Raw genomic sequence first — 20132 nt, forward strand, 5'->3', positions numbered from 1 at the left:
GTGTCGTACGTGGGTGCGACCGGTCTAGGCCTGCTGCGGGTGGTGCAGGCCCAGATTGTCGTAGATTTCCAGCGTTGCCGTGGAGTTGTTGAGCGTGATGAAGTGCAGTCCGGGGACTCCCTCGGCCAACAGCCTCGCGCAGAACTCCGTCGCGAACTCGATGCCAATGGAGCGTACAGCCGCCGCATCATCTTTGGCTGTGAGGATCCGCTCTTTCAGAACGTCCGGGAACGACGCATTGCTGAGCTTCGGAAGCCTCTCCAGCATCTTCACACTCGTCACCGGCATGACCTCGGGAATCACCGGAGTCGCACAGCCGGCCCCGGCTACGCGGTCGCGCAGGCGGAGATACGACTCGGGGTGGAAGAACATCTGCGTGATCGCGTAGTCGGCGCCGGCGCGGCACTTGTCGACGAAGTGCCCGGTGTCCAGGTCCCAGGTCTCGGAGCGCGGATGCATCTCGGGGAAGGCCGCGACGCCTACGCAGAAGTCGCCGGACTCCTTGATGAGACGGACGAGATCGGCCGCGTAGGTCAGGCCCTGGGGGTGCGGCACCCAGTCGCCCATGGGGTCCCCGGGCGGGTCGCCGCGCACGGCGAGGATGTTGCGGATCCCGGCGTCCGCGTACTGGCCGATGATGTTGCGCAGCTCCGCGACGGAGTGGTTGACCGCGGTGAGGTGTGCGACCGGGGTGAGCGTCGTGTCGGCGACGATCTGCTGGGTCTCCTTCACCGTGCCCGCGCGGGTGGATCCGCCGGCTCCGTACGTCACCGAGACGAAGTCGGGTGCGACCGCTTCCACCCGGCGCAGCGCGTTCCACAGGTTCCGCTCGCCCTTGGGGGTCTTCGGCGCGGAGAACTCGAACGAGTACGTCTTGTTGCCGGTCGCGAGCATGTCGCGCACGGTTCGTGCGCGGTCAGTCCTGGTGGAAGCAGATCCGAAGGCCATACCCGCAGGTTAGCCAGGGGGATCGGGTCCCCCAACCGCACGGCCGGGAATTGCCCGATTTGTCGAATTCTTGTCCACTCCTCGGACAGAGGCCGGACAACCGTTCAGGTAACCGGACGGCTGTTCAGTCAACCGGACGGCTGTTCAGGGAACTCCTCGGTCGGCTACACGCACGGCTACTCGGACAGCTGTACGCCGCGCAGCCGTTTCGCGAACTCCGCCGCCGCCGCTCCCGGGTCGTCCGCCTCCGTGATCGCCCGCACCACGACGGCGCGGCGGGCACCCGCCTCCAGCACCTCGTCGAGGTTGCCGAGGTCGATGCCTCCGATGGCGAACCACGGGCGGGCGGTACCCAGCGAGGCCGTGTACCGGACCAGGTCCAGGCCTGGCGCGTGGCGGCCGGGCTTGGTGGGCGTCGGCCAGCAGGGGCCGGTGCAGAAGTAGTCCACGCCCTCCTGGACGGCGGCTGCCGCGGCCTCGGACTCGGCATGCGTGGAGCGGCCTGTCAGGACTTCGTCGCCGAGGATGGCGCGGGCGGCTGCAACCGGGAGATCGCCCTGGCCCAGGTGCAGCACGTCGGCGCCGGCGGCGTGGGCCACATCCGCCCGGTCGTTGACCGCGAGCAGCTTGCCGTGGCGCGCGCAGGCGTCCGCGAAGACCTGGAGGTGCTCCAGCTCCTCGGCCGCCTCCATGCCCTTGTCACGCAGCTGCACGATGTCGACACCGCCGTCCAGGACCGCGTCCAGGAAATCGGCGAGGTCGCCCTGGCTCCTGCGGGCGTCCGTGCACAGGTAGACACGGGCGTCGGCGAGCTGGGCGCGTGCGGTGGCGGCGTTGTCGGGCATGCGTGTTACCCCCGTTGTCGGTGCGTGGGGACCACGGCGGCCGGGGTGGTCCATGGCGCCGTGGTCCGAACGTCGGACGGTCTGTCTCGGTCAGACGGCGAGCGCCTGGGCGCGACGCTTCACCTCCGTGCCGCGATTCTCGCTGAGAGCCTGTGCGGGGGTGCCGGGCAGGCTCGGGTCGGGAGTGAAGAGCCACTCGAGCATCTCTTCGTCGGAGAAACCGTCGTCCCGCAGGAGCGTCAGGGTGCCTGTCAGGCCCTTGACGACCTTCTGCTCGGCCCCGTCGATGAAAGCGGCGGGGACATGCAGCGCACGGTTCTCACCGCGGCGTACGGCGATCAGCTGGCCCTCCCTGACCAGCTGCCGGACGCGGGTCACCTCGACACCGAACTGCTCGGCGATGTCGGGCAGGGTGAGCCAGGCGGGGACGAGAGCATCGATCTTTGCGTCAATCTCGGTCACAGGACAAGCCTGCCATCCCGGACTGACACTCGGTAGCCGAGTCCCGTCGGGATCGGGTTACCGCACAGCCGGATCCCGTCTGGATCGGGGCGCCGCACGGCCGAATCCCATCGGAATCGGGGCACCGCACGGCTGGATCGCCCCGGCCGACACCGGTTCCGCCCACGGCGAACCAGCCCCGCCTAAGGCGTCAGCGTCGCCGTCTTCAGCGGCCGCGAAGGATCCGACAGCAGCTCCGGGTCCATCAGGGTGCCCGCCTCGATGAGTTTCCGGCCCTGGGCCAGGTCCCTGGGCCGGCCGACCGCGAGGAGGGCGACCAGCCGGCCGCCGTGGAGCCAGCAGACCGTCCAGGCCGCGCCGGACGGGTCACCGCGCCAGAGGGTGGTGTCGGCGGGGGCGTGGTGGCCGACGTACTGGACGAAGCGGCCGAACTGTTCGGACCAGAAGTACGGGACCGGGTCGTACGCCACAGGGGACTCGCCGATGATGTTCGCCGCCACCGTGCGCGGTCCCTGGAGGGCGTTGTCCCAGTGGTGGACCAGAAGGCGGTCCTCGTACCTTCCCGAAGGGAAGGAAGCGCAGTCGCCGACCGCGTAGACGTCCGGCACGGAGGTGCGCAGATGGTCGTCGGCCAGGACCTCTCGGTGGGCGCCGAGCTCGATGCCGGAGCCGCTGAGCCAGGCGGTGGCGGGGCGCGCTCCGATGCCGACGATCACGGCGCCCGCGGGCACCCGTGAGCCGTCGTCCAGCACCACGGCGCCGGGCTCGACGCGCTCCACGCGCGCGTGGGTGCGCAACGAGGCTCCGCTGTCCGCGTACCAGGCGGCCATCGGGGCGGCCACCTCGGCGGGCAGCGCCCCGGCGAGCGGCCGGTCGGCGGCCTCGATGACGGTCACCACACATCCGGCCTCACGCGCTGCGGTGGCGAATTCGGCGCCGATCCAGCCCGCCCCCACCACCACGATGTCGTGCTGCTGGGCGAGGACGGGACGCAGCCGCTCGGCGTCGTCCAGGGTGCGCAGCAGATGGACCCCGGGCACGCCCTCCGTGCCCGGCAGCCGGATCGGTTCCGCGCCGGTCGCGACGACCAGGACGTCGTACGGCACCGGCCCCGCCACCGTGTCCAGCTCATGGTCCCCGGGGCGTACACCGAGCGCCTCGCGCCCGAGCCACAGGTCGATGCCCAGTGCCTCGAAGTCGAGGTCGAAGGCGGAGCCCTCGGCCTTGCCGAGCAGTACGGCCTTGGACAGCGGTGGGCGGTCGTACGGCTGGTGCGGCTCCGCCCCGATCAGCGTCACGCCGCCGGCGAAGCCCTGTTCCCGCAGGGCGACCGCGGTCTGTACGCCCGCCATGCCCGCGCCCACGACGACGACCTGCCGTACCGCCCGCTCCTGAACCTGCGTCTTGTCGGTCACCTGATCACCATAGACAGCTGACAATTCGTCAGTCAGCGGGCGTGCTCAGTGACCTGCTCCACACCGCCCCGACCTGACCTGCTCCGCACCGCCCGACCCGACCTGCTCCACACGACTGGGCAGCACCGCCCGGACGGATCCGCACGGCACCACCACAGACCCGCACGGCACCACTAGGGGGTGTCGCTGGGGCGGACCTCTTCCACCGAACTGGTCCCGCTGCCCCGCTGCGACTCCCACTCCCACGTCTCCTCCAGGCGGACACGCCCGTCGGGCAGCTCGGTCACGCGGGACACGCAGTGCCCCGAGGAGGTGCCGCCGGGCGCCTGGTCGGCGACCGGCGACAGGGCGAGGCCGTCGAGCGAACGGGCCATGGACGGAGGCTCCCTTACTGAGACATACGGCAGCGAGCTAGGCTGGTCAACGTAAAGCACTCGCGGGAGTCCGGACGACCGGGCTGAGAGGGAGGCTGGACGGCCTCCGACCGTACGAACCTGATCCGGGTCATGCCGGCGAAGGGAGGGGCTGGACGCCCATGTCGCATACACCGCCTGACACATCCCGTACGTCCGTGTCACCAGGCATCTCAGACGTCCTCGTCATCGGGGGCGGAATCATCGGGCTGGTGACGGCCTGGCGGGCCGCGCAGCGCGGACTGACGACCACGCTGGTGGACCCCGAGCCCGGCGGCGGCGCCGCGCAGGTCGCGGCCGGCATGCTCGCCGCCGTCACCGAACTGCACTACGGAGAGCAGACCCTGCTGGGCCTCAACCTGGCCTCCGCGCACCGCTATCCGGACTTCGTCGCCGAGCTCACCGAGGCGACGGGCCAGGACCTCGGCTACCGCCGGTGCGGCACCCTGGCCGTCGCACTCGACGCCGACGACCGTGTGCACCTGCGTGAACTGCACACCCTGCAACGTCAGTCCGGGCTCGACTCCGAGTGGCTCAGCGGCCGTGAGTGCCGCCGCCTCGAACCGATGCTCGCGCCCGGCGTGCGGGGCGGGCTGCGGGTGGACGGCGACCACCAGATCGATCCGCGCCGGCTCGCGAAGGCCCTGGTCACGGCCTGCGAGCGGGCCGGAGTGGTGTTCCGCCGGACGTGGGCCGAGCGCCTGGGCGTGGTACGGGACCGGGCCCAGGGAGTCGTCACCGCGGACGGCGTCAAGCTGTCGGCCGGGCAGGTGGTCCTCGCCGCGGGCAGCCTCAGCGGGCGCCTCGCGGGCGTTCCCGAGGCTCTGCTACCGCCCGTGCGCCCCGTGAAGGGGCAGGTGCTGCGGCTTACCGTGCCACGGCCGTACGCGCCCTTCCTCAGCCGCACCGTGCGTGCCGTCGTGCGCGGCAGCCATGTCTATCTGGTGCCGCGCGAGAACGGCGAGCTCGTCGTCGGCGCGACCAGCGAGGAGCTGGGCTGGGACACGACGGTGACCGCGGGCGGCGTGTACGAGCTGCTGCGCGACGCCCATGAGCTGGTCCCCGGAATCACCGAGCTGCCGCTCACCGAGACCCGCGCAGGACTGCGCCCCGGGTCGCCGGACAACGCGCCGCTGCTCGGTCCCACCGAGCTCGACGGGCTCCTCCTGGCGACCGGGCACTACCGCAACGGCGTCCTGCTGACCCCCGTCACCGGTGACGCGATGGCGCACGCCCTGACCACCGGTGAACTCCCGGACGTGGCACGCCCCTTCTCCCCCAAGCGCTTCAGCCCGGCACGCACGGAGCAGCCCGTATGAGCATCCTCGTCAGCGTCTTCGTCAACGGAGAGCGGCAGCGGGTCGCCGCCGGAACCGCTCTCGACACCCTCGTCGCGGCGCTCACCCCGGCTCCGTCCGGTGTCGCCGCCGCGCTCAACGAAACCGTCGTCCCGCGAGGGCAGTGGTCCTCCACCTCCCTCTCCGAGGGAGACCGTGTCGAAGTCCTCACTGCCGTCCAAGGAGGCTGACCCATGGCCGACGATCCCTTTGTCCTCGGTGGTACGTCCTTCTCGTCCCGTCTGATCATGGGTACGGGGGGTGCGCCCAGCCTCGATGTCCTGGAGCGCTCGCTCGTCGCTTCCGGTACGGAGCTGACGACGGTCGCCATGCGGCGCGTAAACGCTTACGTACACGGTTCCGTGCTCTCCGTCCTCGACCGGCTCGGCATCCGGGTGCTGCCGAACACGGCGGGCTGCTTCACCGCCGGCGAGGCCGTACTGACCGCCCGCCTCGCGCGCGAGGCCCTGGGCACCGACGTGATCAAGCTGGAGGTCATCGCCGACGAGCGCACGCTGCTGCCCGATCCGATCGAGCTGCTCGACGCGGCGGAGACGCTGGTGGACGACGGCTTCACCGTGCTGCCGTACACGAACGACGACCCGGTGCTCGCGCGGAAACTGGAAGACGTCGGGTGCGCCGCGATCATGCCGCTGGGGTCGCCGATCGGGTCCGGGCTCGGGATCCGCAACCCGCACAACTTCCAGCTGATCGTGGAGCACGCGCGCGTGCCGGTGATCCTGGACGCGGGAGCCGGGACAGCGTCCGATGCCGCGCTCGCGATGGAGCTGGGGTGCGCGGGGGTGATGCTCGCCTCGGCCGTGACGCGGGCCCAGGAGCCGGTGCTCATGGCCGAGGGCATGCGGCACGCGGTGGAGGCGGGGCGGCTCGCCTACCGGGCGGGGCGGATTCCTCGGCGGCACTTCGCCGAGGCGTCGTCTCCTGCGGAGGGGCTGGCCCGGCTGGATCCGGAGCGGCCGGCGTTCTGACCTTGGCCGTCCGCCGTCCGTGGTTGCGGCTTCAGGACTTTCCCGCCCGCGCACCGCCCGTTTCCACCTCGTTGAAAAGTGCTGGTCTCCCGTGCGGCGACCCGCCGTCGGCGACTGCCGGGTACCTCATGGCCTGTGCGGCGTGCGTCACAGGTCGGCTTCAGTCCAGCCCCGGTATCGGCTGAACGGGTGGGGCTGACAGTGGTGGCTCGTAGACTCACCTGCGTGGATACGACCCTTCAGGACCCGCTTGTCGGGCAGCTGCTCGACGGCCGCTACCGCGTGGACGCGCGCATCGCGGTCGGCGGGATGGCCACGGTCTACCGGGCCCTGGACACCCGCCTCGACCGTGTGCTCGCCCTCAAGGTGATGCACCCGGCCCTGGCTGCCGACGGCTCGTTCGTCGAACGGTTCATCCGCGAGGCCAAGTCGGTGGCCCGGCTCGCCCACCCCAATGTGGTGCAGGTCTTCGACCAGGGGGCGCACGGATCGTACGTCTATCTGGCCATGGAGTATGTCGCCGGGTGCACCCTGCGCGACGTCCTGCGCGAGCGCGGGGCCCTCCAGCCGCGGGCCGCGCTCGACATCTTCGAGCCGGTGCTCGCGGCGCTCGGCGCGGCCCACCGCGCCGGTTTCGTGCACCGCGACATGAAGCCGGAGAACGTGCTCATAGGGGACGACGGCCGGGTCAAGGTGGCGGACTTCGGGCTCGTACGAGCCGTGGACACCGTCACCAACACGACGGGCGCGGTCCTCGGCACCGTCTCGTATCTCGCCCCCGAGCAGATCGAGCACGGCACCGCCGACGCCCGCGTCGACGTGTACGCGTGCGGCATCGTGCTCTACGAGATGCTCACCGGCGGCAAGCCGCACTCCGGTGACTCCCCCGCCCAGGTGTTCTACCAGCACCTCCACGCGGACGTACCGCCGCCGTCCGCCGCCGTACCGGATCTGGCGTTCCAGCTCGACGAGCTGGTCACCTCGGCGACCGCACGCAACCCCGAGGTCCGCCCGTACGACGCGGTGGCGCTGCTCGGTCAGGTGCTGGAGGCGCGGGCGGAGCTCAGCGCCGAGCAGCTCGACGCCGTACCGCCGCAGGCCCTCGGTATGGGGCACCACAACGCCGAGGACCGTACGAGCGTGATCCCGCGCTCGCTGTCCCTGCAGCGCCCGCTGCCGGTGAACGAGTATCAGGGCGAGGACGCCGTACTCAACCCGACCAGCCGGTTCGAGCGGACCAGCCAGTTCGCGTCCGAGGGCGCCCCGCCCGCACGGCGCGCCCCTGGGCGCCCCCGGCGCGGAATGATCGCGATCGTCACCGCGGTCCTTCTGGTGCTCGGCCTGGGCGCGGGCGTCTGGTACATCAACTCGGGCCAGTTCACCAAGGTCCCGGCGGTCCTGGCGGTCACCGAGGAGCAGGCCAAGGACCGGCTGGCGGACGCCGGGCTGGACGCCGGTGAGGTCAAGCACGCGTACAGCGACACGGTGGAGCGCGGCAGCGTCATCAGCAGCGACCCGGAGGTCGGCGCCCGGATCCGGGACAACGACTCCGTGGACCTGACGATCTCCGACGGCCCGGAGACAGTGAAGGTGCCGGACGTCAAGGGCGCGGCCCTGGACAGTGCGAAGGCCACGCTGAAGGACAGCGGTCTGGCAGCGGGCATGGTCACCCGGGAGTTCAGCGACGCCATCCCCAACGGCTCCGTGATCAGCACGGACCCGGCAGCGGGCACCGAGCGCCGTGCGGGCTCCGCCATCGCGATCACCGTCAGCAAGGGCAGCCCGGTCGAGGTGGCCGATGTCACCGGAGCGTCCGTCGAGGACGCCACCGCGGAGCTGGAGGAAGCGGGTCTGAAGGTGAAGATCGCCTCCACGCAGGTCAATTCGGAGTTCGACAAGGGACTGGTCGCCGAACAGTCCCCGGGCGAGGGCAGCGAGGCGGCCGAGGGCGACACCGTGACGCTGACGATCTCCAAGGGTCCCGAGCTGGTCGAGGTGCCCGACGTCGTGGGCGACAGCGTGGACGACGCGAAGCAGTCGCTGGAGGACGCCGGGTTCCAGGTCGACGAGAACCGCGGACTGCTCAACCTCTTCGGGAACACGGTGAAGAGCCAGTCGGTCGACGGCGGCGACACGGCGCCCAAGGGGTCGACGATCACGATCGAGATCGCTTGAACCGCACCTCACCGGTCCCCCGCACGAGGTCCGCCGACGGGACGGGCGCAGGCGCGTGACACCCTGATGGGTGTGACCAGCAAGCAGCTCCGCAACCCCGTCGGCGGCCATGTCCCCGTGGCCGGCGGCCTCAACTCCGTCGGCCTGGGCTACGCCCGCGAGCTCAAGGCCGAGACCGTCCAGGTCTTCGTCGCCAATCCCCGCGGCTGGGCGACGCCCGCCGGTAATCCCCGGCAGGATGAGGAGTTCCGCGCGACCTGCGCCGCGGAGTCGATCCCGGCGTACGTCCATGCCCCGTATCTGATCAACTTCGGCTCGCACACCGAGGCGACGGTCGAGAGGTCCGTCGAATCGCTGCGGCACTCGCTGCGCCGGGGCCGGGAGATCGGCGCGCTGGGTGTGGTCGTGCACACAGGGAGCGCCACCGGAGGCAGGGAGCGTGCCGTGGCCCTGGCGCAGGTGCGCGAGCACATGCTGCCGCTGCTCGACGAGCTGACCCACGACGACGACCCGTACCTGCTGCTCGAGTCGACGGCCGGCCAGGGCGCCTCGCTCTGCTCCCGCACCTGGGACTTCGGACCGTACTTCGAGGCGCTCGACGCCCACCCGAAGCTGGGTGTCTGCCTCGACACCTGCCACATCTACGCGGCGGGCCATGACCTGACCGGGCCGAGCGGGATGCACCAGACCCTCGACCTGCTGGTGGACACGGTCGGTGAGGGCCGCCTCAGGCTGATCCACGCCAATGACTCCAAGGATGTGGTGGGCGCGCACAAGGACCGCCACGAGAACATCGGCTCCGGCCATATCGGTGAGGATCCGTTCCGGGCCCTGATGACCCACCCGGCCACCGAGGGCGTGCCTCTGATCATCGAGACGCCGGGCGGCCTGGAGGGACACGCGGGGGACATCGAGCGCCTGAAGAAACTCCGCGAGTGAGGAATACCCCTGGGGGGTATCCAGTTCTTGCTGGACGACAGGCACCACCACCCGACTCCGGGGGCCTACCATGCAGCACGACGCACACGCTCACGAGCCGCACGCTCATGAACCGCACGCTCACGCGTCGCACAGTCACGCAGCACACAGTCACGGGACGCACGGCCCCGGCAGCGGGGCCAGGGCCACCTGGTCCATGGCCGCCCAGGCAACGCTCCACTGCCTCACCGGCTGCGCCATCGGCGAGGTCCTCGGCATGGTGATCGGAACCGCGCTGGGCTGGGGCAACGTACCGACGCTGATCCTGGCGATCGCGCTCGCCTTCTTCTTCGGATACCTGCTCACGCTGCGCGGCGTTCTGAAGGCGGGCATCGGCCTGAAGGCCGCGATCCGGGTCGCGCTCGCCGCCGACACCCTCTCCATCGCCGTGATGGAGCTGATCGACAACGGAGTGATCGTCCTTTGGCCGGGTGCGATGGACACGGAGCTCGGCGACGCGGCCTTCTGGTGGGTGCTGGCCATCGCCCTCGCCGCCGCGTTCGTGATCACCACCCCCGTCAACAAGTGGATGATCGGCCGCGGCAAGGGCCACGCGGTGGTGCACCAGTACCACTGACCGGCCGCCGACCGGCACAGGAGCAGGAGCAGGAGCACGCACAGAAGCAGGAGCTGGAGCTACGCGGGACTCAGAGCTCGGGGCCGTCCCCGGGCTCCTCCTGGTAGGAGTAGCGCTGCTCGCGCCACGGGTTACCGACGTTGTGGTAACCGCGCTCCTCCCAGAAGCCACGTCGGTCCGCCGTCATGTACTCCACTCCACGGACCCACTTGGGGCCCTTCCAGGCGTAGAGCTGCGGCACGACGAGGCGGAGGGGGAAGCCGTGTTCCGCCGTCAGGAGTTCGCCGTCCTTGTGGGTGGCGAAGATCGTGCGGTCGGAGGCGAAGTCGTCGAGGCGGAGGTTCGAACTGAACCCGTACTCGGCCCAGACCATGACATGCGTGACGGTGGGTGCCGGTGGGGCGATGTCCAGGATCGTACGGGCCGGAATGCCGCCCCACTCGGCCCCGATCATGCTGAACTTCGTGACGCAGTGCAGATCGGCGATCACCGAGGCGTACGGCAGGGCCGTGAACTCCTCGTGGTTCCAGCAGTGCTTCTCACCGTCGGCGGTCGCTCCGAAGACCCTGAACTCCCAGCGTTCGGGGCGGAACTTGGGTACGGGACCGTAGTGCGTGACCGGCCAGCCGCGCTGCAGTCGCTGCCCCGGCGGAAGCTCGGACTGCGCCGCTTCTCCAGATTCACGCTCCACCGGCTGACCCATGACTCCATCCTGACAGACCCCGGGCGATGCACCTGACCAGCCCGACTGCGATTCCGGCAACTCCTACTAAGCGTGCACTTACTGGACGTTCCGAGAGGGCCGGTGCGAGGATGCGGCGCAATCTGCCCCGTTCCCCGCCTGCCTGGAAGGAGCCTCTGCAATGCAGGGCGACCCCGAGGTCCTCGAGTTTCTGAACGAACAGCTCACCGGCGAGCTGACGGCGATCAACCAGTACTGGCTGCACTACCGCATCCAGGACAACAACGGCTGGACGAAACTCGCCAAGTACACGCGTTCCGAGTCCATCGATGAGATGAAGCACGCGGACAAGATCACCGAGCGCATCCTCATGCTGGACGGTCTGCCGAACTACCAGCGGCTGTTCCACGTCCGGGTGGGGCAGACGCTCACCGAGATGTTCCAGGCCGACCGACAGGTGGAGGTCGAGGCGATCGACCGTCTCAAGCGGGGGATCGAGGTGATGCGCACGAAGGGCGACATCACCTCCGCGAACATCTTCGAGGACATCCTCGAGGACGAGGAGCACCACATCGACTACCTGGACACACAGCTCGAACTGGTCGAGAAGCTCGGCGAGGCGCTCTACATCGCACAGCAGATCGAGCAGCCGGACAGCTGACCGTCCCGCTAAGCCGCCTCGTCCAGCGATGCGGGCACCGGGACCTGCGAAAGGACCGGCCGGCCCTCGTCCGCCAGTTCGCGGCGCGGGCACGCTCCCCGGCCCAGCAGGGCCTGAATGCGGCGGACGCACGAACCACAGTCCGTGCCCGCCTTGCTCACCGACGCTATCTGGCGAGGGGTGCAGACCCCGTCCTCCGCGTGCTTCTTCACCTGCGCCTCGGTGACACCGAAGCAGTTGCAGACGTACACGCGGTCCACCTCCCGACGGGGGATTCCTAGGTCGTGCCATCCCGATGATCGGTGAGGCTAACCTAACCTTACCCGTCTCGCCGAGACCGTAAAAGTGCGGTGGGGCGCGGATCGTATGTGATCCGCGCCCCAATTCACGCTCCTGTAACAGCCGAAACGGCTGAGCGTCCGCTACTAGGCTCCGCTACTGGTCGCGGTACATCTCCGCGACGAGGAAGGCCAGGTCAAGAGACTGGCTGCGGTTCAGCCGGGGGTCGCAGGCCGTCTCGTAGCGCTGGTGCAGATCGTCGACGAAGATCTCGTCGCCGCCGCCCACGCACTCGGTGACATCGTCGCCGGTGAGCTCGACATGGATGCCGCCCGGGTGGGTGCCCAGACCCTTGTGGACCTCGAAGAAGCCCTTGACCTCGTCCAGCACGTCGTCGAAACGGCGGGTCTTGTGGCCGGAGGCCGCCTCGTAGGTGTTGCCGTGCATCGGGTCGGTGATCCAGGCGACGGTCGCCCCGGAGGCGGTGACCTTCTCGACCAGCTCGGGCAGCTTGTCGCGGACCTTGTCCGCGCCCATCCGCACGATGAAGGTGAGACGGCCCGGCTCACGGTCCGGGTCGAGCCGCTCGATGTACTGCAGCGCCTCCTGGGCCGTCGTCGTCGGGCCCAGCTTGATGCCGATCGGGTTGCGGATCTTCGAGGCGAACTCGATGTGCGCGCCGTCCAGCTGACGGGTGCGCTCACCGATCCACACCATGTGGCCCGACACGTCGTACAGCTGGCCCGTACGCGAATCCACCCGGGTCAGCGCCGACTCGTAGTCCAGGAGCAGCGCCTCGTGGGAGGCGTAGAACTCGACGGTCCTGAACTCCTCCGGGTCGGCCCCGCAGGCGTGCATGAAGTTCAGCGCCTGGTCGATCTCGCGTGCCAGCTGCTCGTAGCGCTGGCCCGAGGGGGACGACTTCACGAAGTCCTGGTTCCAGGCGTGCACCTGACGCAGGTCGGCGTAGCCGCCGGTGGTGAAGGCGCGCACCAGGTTGAGCGTGGAGGCGGACGCGTTGTACATCCGCTTCAGGCGCTCGGGGTCCGGGATGCGGGACTTCTCGTCGAAGGCGAAGCCGTTGACCGAGTCGCCGCGGTAGGTCGGCAGGGTCACACCGTCGCGGGTCTCGGTGCCCTTGGAGCGCGGTTTGGAGTACTGGCCCGCGATACGGCCGACCTTCACGACCGGCACCGAAGCCGCATACGTGAGGACAGCACCCATCTGGAGCAGCGTCTTGAGCTTGGCCCGAATGTGCTCGGCGCTCACCGCGTCGAAGGACTCGGCGCAGTCACCGCCCTGCAGCAGGAACGCGTCGCCCTTCGCGACGGCCGCCAGACGGGCGCGCAGCTGGTCGCACTCGCCCGCGAAGACGAGCGGCGGATACGACTGGAGGTCCGCGATCACATCGCGCAGAGCCTCGGCATCGGGGTACTCGGGCTGCTGCGCCGCGGGCAGGTCTAGCCAGCTCGCCTTGGCGGCGATGGCCTCGGATTCAGCGTTCACGGTCACCTCGTAAACATTACGGGGTCGTGTCGAGCCACTTTTCACCTGCTCACAAAATGAGACAGGCCGAACTCGACGGGGACGCGCGCCGGGCGACCGTACGACGGGTGCGTACGGTCGCCCGGAGCAGGGAGGAGGCGGCTAGTCGACGTCGAGGCGGTTGCGGTCGATGCTGATCCGTACGCCGCCGTGGGTCTCGGTCGTGTCGCCCACGTACTGGTGGATCCGCTGGTGGTCGGGCCACAGGTTCGCGGGGATCGCGGAGTCCGTGGTCGTCGACTCGTAGTTCCACCGGGCGAAGTGGATCACGTCGGGCGGGGTGATCTTCTGGGCGTTGGCCACCAGGTCGGTGATCAGGGACGAGACGCTGCCGTAGGCGCCCGAGCGGTAGCCGAGCTGGTGCAGGCGCTCGGTGTAGGCGTCGATGTAGGCCAGTACCCGGGCGGTCACCGTGCCGCCGGGGGCGTAGTGCTCCAGGTCGTTGTAGATCACCGACCCCTTGCCGAGCCCCAGCGCGGCGGCCTGCTTGGCCGCGTCGTCGGCGGCCGCGGTGCCCTGCGGCACCGGGTCGGTGATGGACGCGCAGCCTCCACCGCAGCTGCCGCCGTCGGACGAGGGCTGCCGGCCGACGTACAGCGGGAAGAAGCGCCAGCCGTTGGCGTACTGCGTGCGCACCCAGGCGGCGGTCAGATTCGGCTGGGCGCAGGCGCGGTTGAGCCCGCCGATGTAGATGCCGATGGCGCCGTACTCGGACGCGTCCCGCCAGGCGTTCATCGCGGACTGGCTCGGCGCGGTGCAGGCGTCGAAGCCCTCGCCCCGGAAGGACGTGGCGTTCGCGGGGAGGGGCGCCGCCGCGGCCTGTTCGGGCTGCGCGGTCGCGACGGGCAGACCGGCGCTGCGCAGGATCCGCTGGATGCTGCCGCGGTCGTCGCCGTAGGCGGCGGTCACGGCGATACGGTCGGCGGTGGCCCGGTAGGTGCGGGCCGTGCGGTTCTCGGTGACGGTGCTCCCGGCTGCGGTGGCGGGCTGGACGAGAAGCGCTTCGGTACGTCCCCGCAGGCGCGCCGGACAGTCCTGCCGGCCCCCGGGCGTGCCGAGGTACACGGCGTGGCGGTCGAAGCGGACACAGGCGTCCGGGTTCTTCTCCAGGTCCACGACCTCCCAGGAGGCGGGGACGGCGAACTCGTGGCCGCGGTAGCCGACCTGGGTGATGTCGTCGGATTCGGCCGGGCGCGGGGCCGACAGGGCGGCGCCGGGCCAGCCGGCGGCAAGGACCGCGGCGGCGGCTAGGACCGTGAGCGCGCGTGCGCCGCTCCGGCGGGACAGGGGTGAACGAACTGCGTGAATGACTCTCTCCTAGGTCGGGCTCCTCGATCGGGCTGTGAACCCATCAATGGCCGCCTACCGGGCAGCGCGAACCCCGTCCCCCCGCGGTTCACGCTGTTGCCCGGCCACCGGCGTCGGGTAGGGTGCGGCGCATGTTCGCGCTTTCGATCCAGACCTGGTGGTGGACCGCTCATCCGGCGGCCCGCTGACTGCGCGTACTCAAGACTTCGCGAAGGCCGCCCGAGGGGCGGCCTTCGGCGTTTTCCGGAGCCGTTCCTCTCTGAGCCACCCAGACCTCTCCGAGAGAAGGAACAGGACCGATGAACCTGCTCGATCTGCTGGACGATCCCCGTCCGTTCGCCCTGCTGCGCCGCCGCACGCCCGGCCACGATCACGACACGGTCGAGGTCCTGCTCGGCCCCGTCAGCACCTGCGACCGTCTCGCCGACCTCCCCGACAAGGGCCTCGCGCTGATCCCCTTCCGCCAGATCAGGGAGCGCGGCTTCGACGTCCGCGACGACGGCACGCCGCTCGCGGTGCTGACCGCCGAGGAGACGTACGAACTCCCGCTGGAGAGGGCCCTGGCGGAGCTGCCGTCACACGGCGTGCGGGTCGAGGGCGGCGGCTTCGACGTCGGCGACGAGGAGTACGCCGGTATCGTCGGGCGCGTCCTGCGCGAGGAGATCGGGAGCGGCGAGGGCGCGAACTTCGTCATCCGGCGGACGTACGAGGGTGAGATCCCGGGGTTCGGGAAGGCCGACGCCCTGGCCCTCTTCCGGCGGCTGCTCGTCGGCGAGCGGGGCGCGTACTGGACGTTCGTCGTGCACACCGGGGAGCGGACGCTGGTCGGGGCGAGTCCCGAGGTACATGTGCGGATGTCGGGCGGCACGGTCGTCATGAACCCGATCAGCGGGACGTACCGCTACCCGGCCGACGGCCCGACGCCGGAGGATCTGCTCGGCTTCCTCGCGGACGGCAAGGAGATCGACGAACTCTCGATGGTCGTCGACGAGGAGCTCAAGATGATGTGCACCGTCGGTGACATGGGCGGGGTGGTGATCGGGCCGCGGCTCAAGGAGATGGCCCATCTCGCGCACACGGAGTACGAGTTGCGGGGCCGCTCGTCGTTGGACGTACGGGATGTGCTGCGCGAGACGATGTTCGCCGCCACCGTGACCGGGTCACCGGTGCAGAACGCCTGCCGGGTCATCGAGCGGCACGAGGTCGGCGGGCGGGGGTACTACGCGGGCGCGCTGGCGCTCATCGGACGGGACGCGGGAGGCGCCCAGACCCTCGACTCCCCCATCCTCATCCGGACCGCCGACATCGACGCGGCCGGGCGGCTGCGGGTACCGGTCGGCGCCACCCTCGTACGGGGATCGGATCCCGCGAGCGAGGTCGCCGAGACCCATGCCAAGGCGGCGGGGGTGCTCACGGCTCTGGGGGTCCGTGACGGCAGGCCGCGCGCGGAGGGCGTACGGCCGAAGCTGGCCGACGATCCGCGGGTGCGGGCGGCGCTGGACGGGCGCCGGGCCTCGCTCGCGCCGTTCTGGCTCCGGATGCAGGAGCGGACGGACGTCCTGGAAGGGCACGCGCTGGTCGTGGACGGCGAGGACACGTTCACGGCGATGCTCGCGCATGTGCTGCGGTCGTCGGGTCTTGACGTGACGGTGCGTCGGTACGACGAGCCGGGGCTGCGGGAGGCGGTCGTGCGGCACGAGGGGCCGCTCGTGCTGGGCCCGGGCCCGGGCGATCCGTGCGATGTGCACGACCCCAAGATGCGTTTTCTGCGCGAGCTGACCGCCGAGGTTCTGCGTACCCACGGCCACGGCGTGCTCGGGGTCTGCCTCGGTCATGAGCTGATCGCGGCCGAGCTGGGGCTGGAGATCGTCCGCAAGGAGGTGCCCCACCAGGGCACGCAGACCGAGATCGACCTCTTCGGGCGGATGGAGACCGTCGGCTTCTACAACAGCTTCGTGGCGCACTGCGACGACGAGACGGCCGCCGAGCTGTCGGCCCATGGCATCGAGGTCAGCCGCGGCGGGACAGGCGAGGTGCATGCGCTGCGTGGGCCGCGTCGTGCCGGAGGCGTGCCCATGAACGCGGTCGCCGGCGTGCAGTTCCACCCGGAGTCGGTGCTGTCGCTGCGCGGCACCGGGATCGTACGGGAGTTGCTGGGTCAGCTGCGCGGGGCCGGCACGTTCTCCGAGCGGCGGCCCGCGGTGTAGTCGAGGACGTTGCCCAGGGTGGTGTCGGGACACCCGCCGCCCCCGGCCGGGCCCGGCACCGGCCGACGTCGGACAGTCCCGGCGTCGGCCCGGCCCCGTGCAGAAGACCTCGGCCAGTTCCCAGCTCGGCCAGTCCCAGGCTCGGCCCGTGCCGACCTCGGTCAGCCGAAGAAGACGCCAACCTCCTCGTAGAGCTTGGGATCCACCGTCTTCAGCTTGGCCGTGGCCTCCGCGATCGGGACGCGGACGATGTCCGTGCCGCGCAGGGCGACCATCTTGCCGAAGTCGCCGTCCCGGACGGCTTCGATGGCGTGCAGGCCGAAGCGGGTGGCGAGCCAGCGGTCGAAGGCGCTGGGGGTACCGCCGCGCTGGACGTGCCCGAGGACCGTGGTCCTGGCCTCCTTGCCGGTGCGCCTCTCGATCTCCTTGGCCAGCCATTCCCCGACACCGGAGAGCCGGACATGCCCGAAGGCGTCGAGCGAACCGTCCTTGAGGACCACGTCGCCGTCCTTGGGCATGGCGCCCTCGGAGATGACCACGATCGGGGCGTACGAGTCCTTGAAACGGGAGGTCACCCAGGAGCAGACCTGCTCCACGTCGAAACGCTGCTCGGGGATGAGAATGACGTTCGCGCCGCCGGCGAGGCCCGAGTGGAGGGCGATCCAGCCGGCGTGCCGGCCCATCACCTCGCAGACGAGCACCCGCATGTGCGACTCGGCGGTGGTGTGCAGCCGGTCGATCGCCTCGGTGGCGATGTTGACGGCGGTGTGGAAGCCGAAGGTGTAGTCGGTGGCGGACAGGTCGTTGTCGATGGTCTTCGGTACACCGACGACGGGAACGCCGAACTCGTCGTTGAGGCGCGCGGCGACGCCGAGTGTGTCCTCGCCGCCGATCGCGATGAGCGCCCCGACGTCCTGCCCGGCGAGCGTCTCCTTGATCCGGCGGATGCCGTTCTCGACCTTGAGCGGGTTGGTGCGCGAGGAGCCCAGGATGGTGCCGCCCCGGGGCAGGATGCCCCGTACGGCGGGGATGTCGAGCCGGACGGTGTCGCCTTCGATCGGCCCCCGCCAGCCGTCCCGGAACCCGACGAAGTCATAGCCGTACTCCTGCACGCCCTTGCGGACGATGCCCCGGATGACGGCGTTGAGCCCGGGGCAGTCGCCGCCTCCGGTCAGTACTCCGACCCGCATGGAAAAGTCCCTTCGCCATGGTTGGCTGATGGAACTCACGCTAATAGTGATCCAGGTCACTTCGGCATGGTGCGGAAGGTCAATTCCGGTGAATTGTGCGGGTGTTGATCACCTGTCGTCACCCGAAGGTGGGCAACGGGCACATGCGCGCGAGCCCTACTACACCTCGTCGAGGCCGCGTTCGATCGCGTAGCGGACCAGCTCCACCCGGTTGTGGAGCTGCAGCTTGCCCAGGGTGTTCTGCACATGGTTCTGGACCGTGCGATGGGAGATGACCAGGCGCTCGGCGATCTGCTTGTAGCTGAGGCCCTTGGCGACCAGGCGGAGCACCTCGGTCTCGCGGTCGGTGAGCTGCGGAGCCCTGGGCTCGTCGCCGCCCGAGGCGGGCCCGGGGTCGGAGGCGAGGCGGCGGTACTCACCGAGGACCAGGCCCGCGAGGCCCGGCGTGAACACCGGATCGCCGACCGCCGTGCGGCGCACCGCGTCGATCAACTCCTCCGTGGAGGCCGACTTGAGCAGATAGCCCGTGGCGCCGGACTTGACCGCCTCCAGGACGTCGGCGTGCTCACCGCTGGCCGACAGGACGAGGACGCGCAGCGCCGGGTTGGCTCCGACCAGCTCCTTGCAGACCTGGACTCCGGGCTTGGCCGGCAGGTTCAGGTCGAGCACGAGGACATCGGGCTCGGCGGCCCGGGCACGGCGCACGGCCTGCTCACCGTCGCCCGCGGTGGCCACCACGTCGAAGCCGGACTCGGCGAGATCCCGGGCGACGGCGTCCCGCCACATGGGGTGGTCGTCCACCACCATGACCCTGATCGGCCCGGTCTGCTGCTCACTCATGCCCGCTCCACCTTCCCCCGTGAACCCTTCGAACCCGCCGGCACTTCAGGACGCTGCTCCGACCCCGCCGCTTTCGGCACCTTCAGCTCGACTTCCGTGCCCTGCCCGGGGACCGAGATCAGCTCGGCCGCGCCGCCGATCTCTCGCAGCCGGCCGCGGATCGACAGGGCGACGCCGAGCCGCCCCTCACCCTCGGCCTGGGCGAGCCGCCCCTCCGGAATGCCGGGGCCTTCGTCGCGTACGGTCACGATCACCGCGTCCGGTTCGTCCTCGACCAGGATCCAGGCGCGGGCGTCTGCTCCGACGTGCTTGCGGACATTGTCCAGGGCCGCGCCGACAGCCGCGGTCAGCTCCCTGGCGGCGGCCGGTGCGAGCGGCACGGGCGCGCCGGGCTCGGAGAGGGTCACGCGCGCGGTGGTGTACGGGGCGAGGAGTGCGCGCAGGTCGACCGGGCCCGTGAGGTCCTCGTCGTCGTCCGGTTCCTCGACGGCGCGTACGACGGCACCGAGCGCCGCGTCCTCGGACACCCGGGAGACGGGCAGCAGGCCGCCCGAGACCAGCGTGCGCAGCGCCACCTCCTGCTCGCCGGCCATCCGGCCCAGCTCGGCGGCCTCACCGCCGAGGGCCGAGCCGCGGCGCTGGACCATGGCGAGGACCTGGAGCACGCCGTCGTGGATGTCGCGGGCCAGGCGTTCCCGTTCGCGGGTGGCGGCCTCGATCTCCAGGGCGCGGGCGAGGGTGCGCTCGGAGGCGCGGGCGACCTCGACGACGTATCCGATGGCGATGGAGGCTACCCAGACGAGGAGCACGTTGTGGACGGTGTCGCGGGTCGGGGCGCCGCGCTGGACGATGTTGGCGACCGCGACGAGCGTGGAGGCGAACGCCGCCCAGCGCCAGCCGCCCTTGATCGCGAATGCCAGGACGGAGCCCGCGGTCCATATCGACGGCAGGGTCGGACCGCCGGCCTCTATCCGGGCCGCGTCGTCGGCGACCCGGGTGAGCAGGATGCCGACAAGCGCGACGGTCAGGTCGGCGGCGAGGAAGCGTTTGGTGCAGCTGGCCGCGTTGGCGACCCTGGGCAGCGTCGCGACGGTCCACACGGCCAGCACGGCGAAGTACGCGATGGCCACCCAGGGCCGGGCGAAGGTGTCGTAGGCGGTGACGAAGAGCCCGATCGCGTACACCATCGTCAGCAAGCGGTAGCCGCTGAGCGCACGCCACAGCGGCTGCTCGACCGACATCCTCATGACTCGCTCGCGCTTGGCCATGTCCCCCACCCCA

21 protein-coding genes and 1 riboswitch are annotated in these 20132 nt (G+C 70.3%); of the genes, 9 read left to right on the forward strand and 12 right to left on the reverse strand.

The annotated features are described in order from the left end of the window. Window positions 1–24 precede the first annotated feature (24 nt). The 5 genes from metF to ACFYPC_RS18795 form a co-directional block, all read right to left on the reverse strand. Entirely contained in the window at window positions 25–948 is a 924-nt protein-coding gene (metF, locus tag ACFYPC_RS18775) for a methylenetetrahydrofolate reductase [NAD(P)H] (protein ID WP_388677174.1), read from the reverse strand. Between the two features lie 176 nt (window positions 949–1124). Continuing rightward, window positions 1125–1793 carry a thiamine phosphate synthase gene (thiE, locus tag ACFYPC_RS18780; RefSeq protein WP_388677177.1) on the reverse strand — a complete coding sequence of 223 codons (669 nt, stop codon included), beginning with the start codon at window positions 1791–1793 and terminating at the stop codon, window positions 1125–1127. Between the two features lie 90 nt (window positions 1794–1883). Next, window positions 1884–2255, reverse strand: a complete 372-nt coding sequence (locus tag ACFYPC_RS18785; RefSeq protein WP_365427474.1) for an Rv2175c family DNA-binding protein — start codon at window positions 2253–2255, stop codon at window positions 1884–1886. A gap of 182 nt (window positions 2256–2437) precedes the next feature. Beyond that, window positions 2438–3607 (reverse strand): NAD(P)/FAD-dependent oxidoreductase, encoded by a 1170-nt coding sequence (locus ACFYPC_RS18790; RefSeq protein ID WP_388677310.1) that lies wholly within the window; start codon window positions 3605–3607, stop codon window positions 2438–2440. A 236-nt stretch (window positions 3608–3843) separates the two neighbouring features. Continuing rightward, the gene (locus ACFYPC_RS18795; RefSeq protein ID WP_388677181.1) at window positions 3844–4044 is read right to left on the reverse strand and encodes a hypothetical protein; all 201 of its coding nucleotides are present in this window, start codon (window positions 4042–4044) and stop codon (window positions 3844–3846) included. Window positions 4045–4096: 52 nt separating this feature from the next. After that, window positions 4097–4208, forward strand: a riboswitch (TPP riboswitch). Between ACFYPC_RS18795 and thiO the strand changes: the two genes are divergently transcribed. From thiO to ACFYPC_RS18825, 6 genes are all read left to right on the forward strand, one after another. Next, the gene (thiO, locus tag ACFYPC_RS18800; RefSeq protein ID WP_388677184.1) at window positions 4206–5402 is read left to right on the forward strand and encodes a glycine oxidase ThiO; all 1197 of its coding nucleotides are present in this window, start codon (window positions 4206–4208) and stop codon (window positions 5400–5402) included. Its footprint overlaps the riboswitch before it by 3 nt. Continuing rightward, a complete protein-coding gene (gene thiS, locus ACFYPC_RS18805) occupies window positions 5399–5611 on the forward strand; it encodes a sulfur carrier protein ThiS (RefSeq protein ID WP_388677186.1) in 213 nt (70 codons plus the stop codon). Before thiO ends, thiS begins: the two co-directional genes overlap by 4 nt. Window positions 5612–5614: 3 nt before the next feature. Continuing rightward, the gene (locus tag ACFYPC_RS18810; protein WP_388677189.1) at window positions 5615–6409 is read left to right on the forward strand and encodes a thiazole synthase; all 795 of its coding nucleotides are present in this window, start codon (window positions 5615–5617) and stop codon (window positions 6407–6409) included. Between the two features lie 225 nt (window positions 6410–6634). Beyond that, window positions 6635–8584: a Stk1 family PASTA domain-containing Ser/Thr kinase gene (pknB, locus tag ACFYPC_RS18815; RefSeq protein ID WP_388677191.1), complete on the forward strand. Its 1950-nt coding sequence runs from the start codon at window positions 6635–6637 to the stop codon at window positions 8582–8584. Between the two features lie 72 nt (window positions 8585–8656). Continuing rightward, window positions 8657–9523 carry a deoxyribonuclease IV gene (locus tag ACFYPC_RS18820; RefSeq protein WP_388677194.1) on the forward strand — a complete coding sequence of 289 codons (867 nt, stop codon included), beginning with the start codon at window positions 8657–8659 and terminating at the stop codon, window positions 9521–9523. 70 nt (window positions 9524–9593) lie between these two features. Next, window positions 9594–10139, forward strand: coding sequence for a DUF4396 domain-containing protein (locus ACFYPC_RS18825; RefSeq protein WP_388677197.1), 546 nt, complete (start codon window positions 9594–9596; stop codon window positions 10137–10139). A gap of 70 nt (window positions 10140–10209) precedes the next feature. Here ACFYPC_RS18825 and ACFYPC_RS18830 read toward each other — a convergent pair whose 3' ends face one another. Beyond that, on the reverse strand, window positions 10210–10842 hold the full coding sequence (locus ACFYPC_RS18830; protein WP_388677200.1) for a sulfite oxidase-like oxidoreductase: 633 nt from the start codon (window positions 10840–10842) through the stop codon (window positions 10210–10212). Window positions 10843–11002: 160 nt separating this feature from the next. On the opposite strand from ACFYPC_RS18830, the gene bfr reads away from it, so the two are divergent. Then, a complete protein-coding gene (gene bfr, locus ACFYPC_RS18835) occupies window positions 11003–11482 on the forward strand; it encodes a bacterioferritin (protein ID WP_365427454.1) in 480 nt (159 codons plus the stop codon). A gap of 8 nt (window positions 11483–11490) precedes the next feature. Here the strand turns inward: bfr and ACFYPC_RS18840 are convergent, their stop codons facing one another. The 3 genes from ACFYPC_RS18840 to ACFYPC_RS18850 all read right to left on the reverse strand — a co-directional run bounded on the left by ACFYPC_RS18840 (window position 11491) and on the right by ACFYPC_RS18850 (window position 14422). Then, window positions 11491–11742, reverse strand: a complete 252-nt coding sequence (locus tag ACFYPC_RS18840) for a bacterioferritin-associated ferredoxin (RefSeq protein ID WP_388677203.1) — start codon at window positions 11740–11742, stop codon at window positions 11491–11493. Window positions 11743–11917: 175 nt separating this feature from the next. After that, on the reverse strand, window positions 11918–13273 hold the full coding sequence (locus ACFYPC_RS18845; RefSeq protein ID WP_388677205.1) for a class II 3-deoxy-7-phosphoheptulonate synthase: 1356 nt from the start codon (window positions 13271–13273) through the stop codon (window positions 11918–11920). A gap of 135 nt (window positions 13274–13408) precedes the next feature. Next, entirely contained in the window at window positions 13409–14422 is a 1014-nt protein-coding gene (locus tag ACFYPC_RS18850) for a glycoside hydrolase domain-containing protein (RefSeq protein WP_388677208.1), read from the reverse strand. A 323-nt stretch (window positions 14423–14745) separates the two neighbouring features. Here ACFYPC_RS18850 and ACFYPC_RS18855 point away from each other — a divergent pair, with 323 nt between their 5' ends. Beyond that, window positions 14746–14802, forward strand: a complete 57-nt coding sequence (locus ACFYPC_RS18855; RefSeq protein WP_388677313.1) for a trp operon leader peptide — start codon at window positions 14746–14748, stop codon at window positions 14800–14802. Between the two features lie 111 nt (window positions 14803–14913). Next, a complete protein-coding gene (locus tag ACFYPC_RS18860; RefSeq protein ID WP_388677211.1) occupies window positions 14914–16821 on the forward strand; it encodes an anthranilate synthase family protein in 1908 nt (635 codons plus the stop codon). 161 nt (window positions 16822–16982) lie between these two features. Here the strand turns inward: ACFYPC_RS18860 and ACFYPC_RS18865 are convergent, their stop codons facing one another. The 3 genes from ACFYPC_RS18865 to macS form a co-directional block, all read right to left on the reverse strand. Continuing rightward, complete coding sequence (locus ACFYPC_RS18865) at window positions 16983–18011, reverse strand: 6-phosphofructokinase (protein WP_388677214.1); 1029 nt, start codon at window positions 18009–18011, stop codon at window positions 16983–16985. 159 nt (window positions 18012–18170) lie between these two features. Beyond that, window positions 18171–18851: a response regulator gene (locus tag ACFYPC_RS18870; RefSeq protein WP_388677217.1), complete on the reverse strand. Its 681-nt coding sequence runs from the start codon at window positions 18849–18851 to the stop codon at window positions 18171–18173. Next, on the reverse strand, window positions 18848–20119 hold the full coding sequence (macS, locus tag ACFYPC_RS18875; RefSeq protein ID WP_388677219.1) for a MacS family sensor histidine kinase: 1272 nt from the start codon (window positions 20117–20119) through the stop codon (window positions 18848–18850). The genes ACFYPC_RS18870 and macS overlap by 4 nt, the downstream gene beginning before the upstream one ends. Between the last annotated feature and the right edge of the window lie 13 nt (window positions 20120–20132).

Origin of the sequence: Streptomyces sp. NPDC005808, from assembly GCF_042871385.1 — a bacterium.
GTDB lineage: Bacteria > Actinomycetota > Actinomycetes > Streptomycetales > Streptomycetaceae > Streptomyces.

Excerpts from the sequence above, each read along its gene's own strand:
- ACFYPC_RS18865 (WP_388677214.1), bottom strand. The coding sequence starts at position 18,011 with ATGCGGGTCGGAGTACTGACCGGAGGCGGCGACTGCCCCGGGCTCAAC.
- bfr (WP_365427454.1), top strand. The coding sequence starts at position 11,003 with ATGCAGGGCGACCCCGAGGTCCTCGAGTTTCTGAACGAACAGCTCACC.
- ACFYPC_RS18870 (WP_388677217.1), bottom strand. The coding sequence starts at position 18,851 with ATGAGTGAGCAGCAGACCGGGCCGATCAGGGTCATGGTGGTGGACGAC.
- ACFYPC_RS18825 (WP_388677197.1), top strand. The coding sequence starts at position 9,594 with ATGCAGCACGACGCACACGCTCACGAGCCGCACGCTCATGAACCGCAC.
- ACFYPC_RS18790 (WP_388677310.1), bottom strand. The coding sequence starts at position 3,607 with ATGGCGGGCGTACAGACCGCGGTCGCCCTGCGGGAACAGGGCTTCGCC.
- macS (WP_388677219.1), bottom strand. The coding sequence starts at position 20,119 with ATGGCCAAGCGCGAGCGAGTCATGAGGATGTCGGTCGAGCAGCCGCTG.
- ACFYPC_RS18810 (WP_388677189.1), top strand. The coding sequence starts at position 5,615 with ATGGCCGACGATCCCTTTGTCCTCGGTGGTACGTCCTTCTCGTCCCGT.
- thiE (WP_388677177.1), bottom strand. The coding sequence starts at position 1,793 with ATGCCCGACAACGCCGCCACCGCACGCGCCCAGCTCGCCGACGCCCGT.
- thiO (WP_388677184.1), top strand. The coding sequence starts at position 4,206 with ATGTCGCATACACCGCCTGACACATCCCGTACGTCCGTGTCACCAGGC.
- ACFYPC_RS18860 (WP_388677211.1), top strand. The coding sequence starts at position 14,914 with ATGAACCTGCTCGATCTGCTGGACGATCCCCGTCCGTTCGCCCTGCTG.
- metF (WP_388677174.1), bottom strand. The coding sequence starts at position 948 with ATGGCCTTCGGATCTGCTTCCACCAGGACTGACCGCGCACGAACCGTG.
- ACFYPC_RS18795 (WP_388677181.1), bottom strand. The coding sequence starts at position 4,044 with ATGGCCCGTTCGCTCGACGGCCTCGCCCTGTCGCCGGTCGCCGACCAG.
- thiS (WP_388677186.1), top strand. The coding sequence starts at position 5,399 with ATGAGCATCCTCGTCAGCGTCTTCGTCAACGGAGAGCGGCAGCGGGTC.
- ACFYPC_RS18830 (WP_388677200.1), bottom strand. The coding sequence starts at position 10,842 with ATGGGTCAGCCGGTGGAGCGTGAATCTGGAGAAGCGGCGCAGTCCGAG.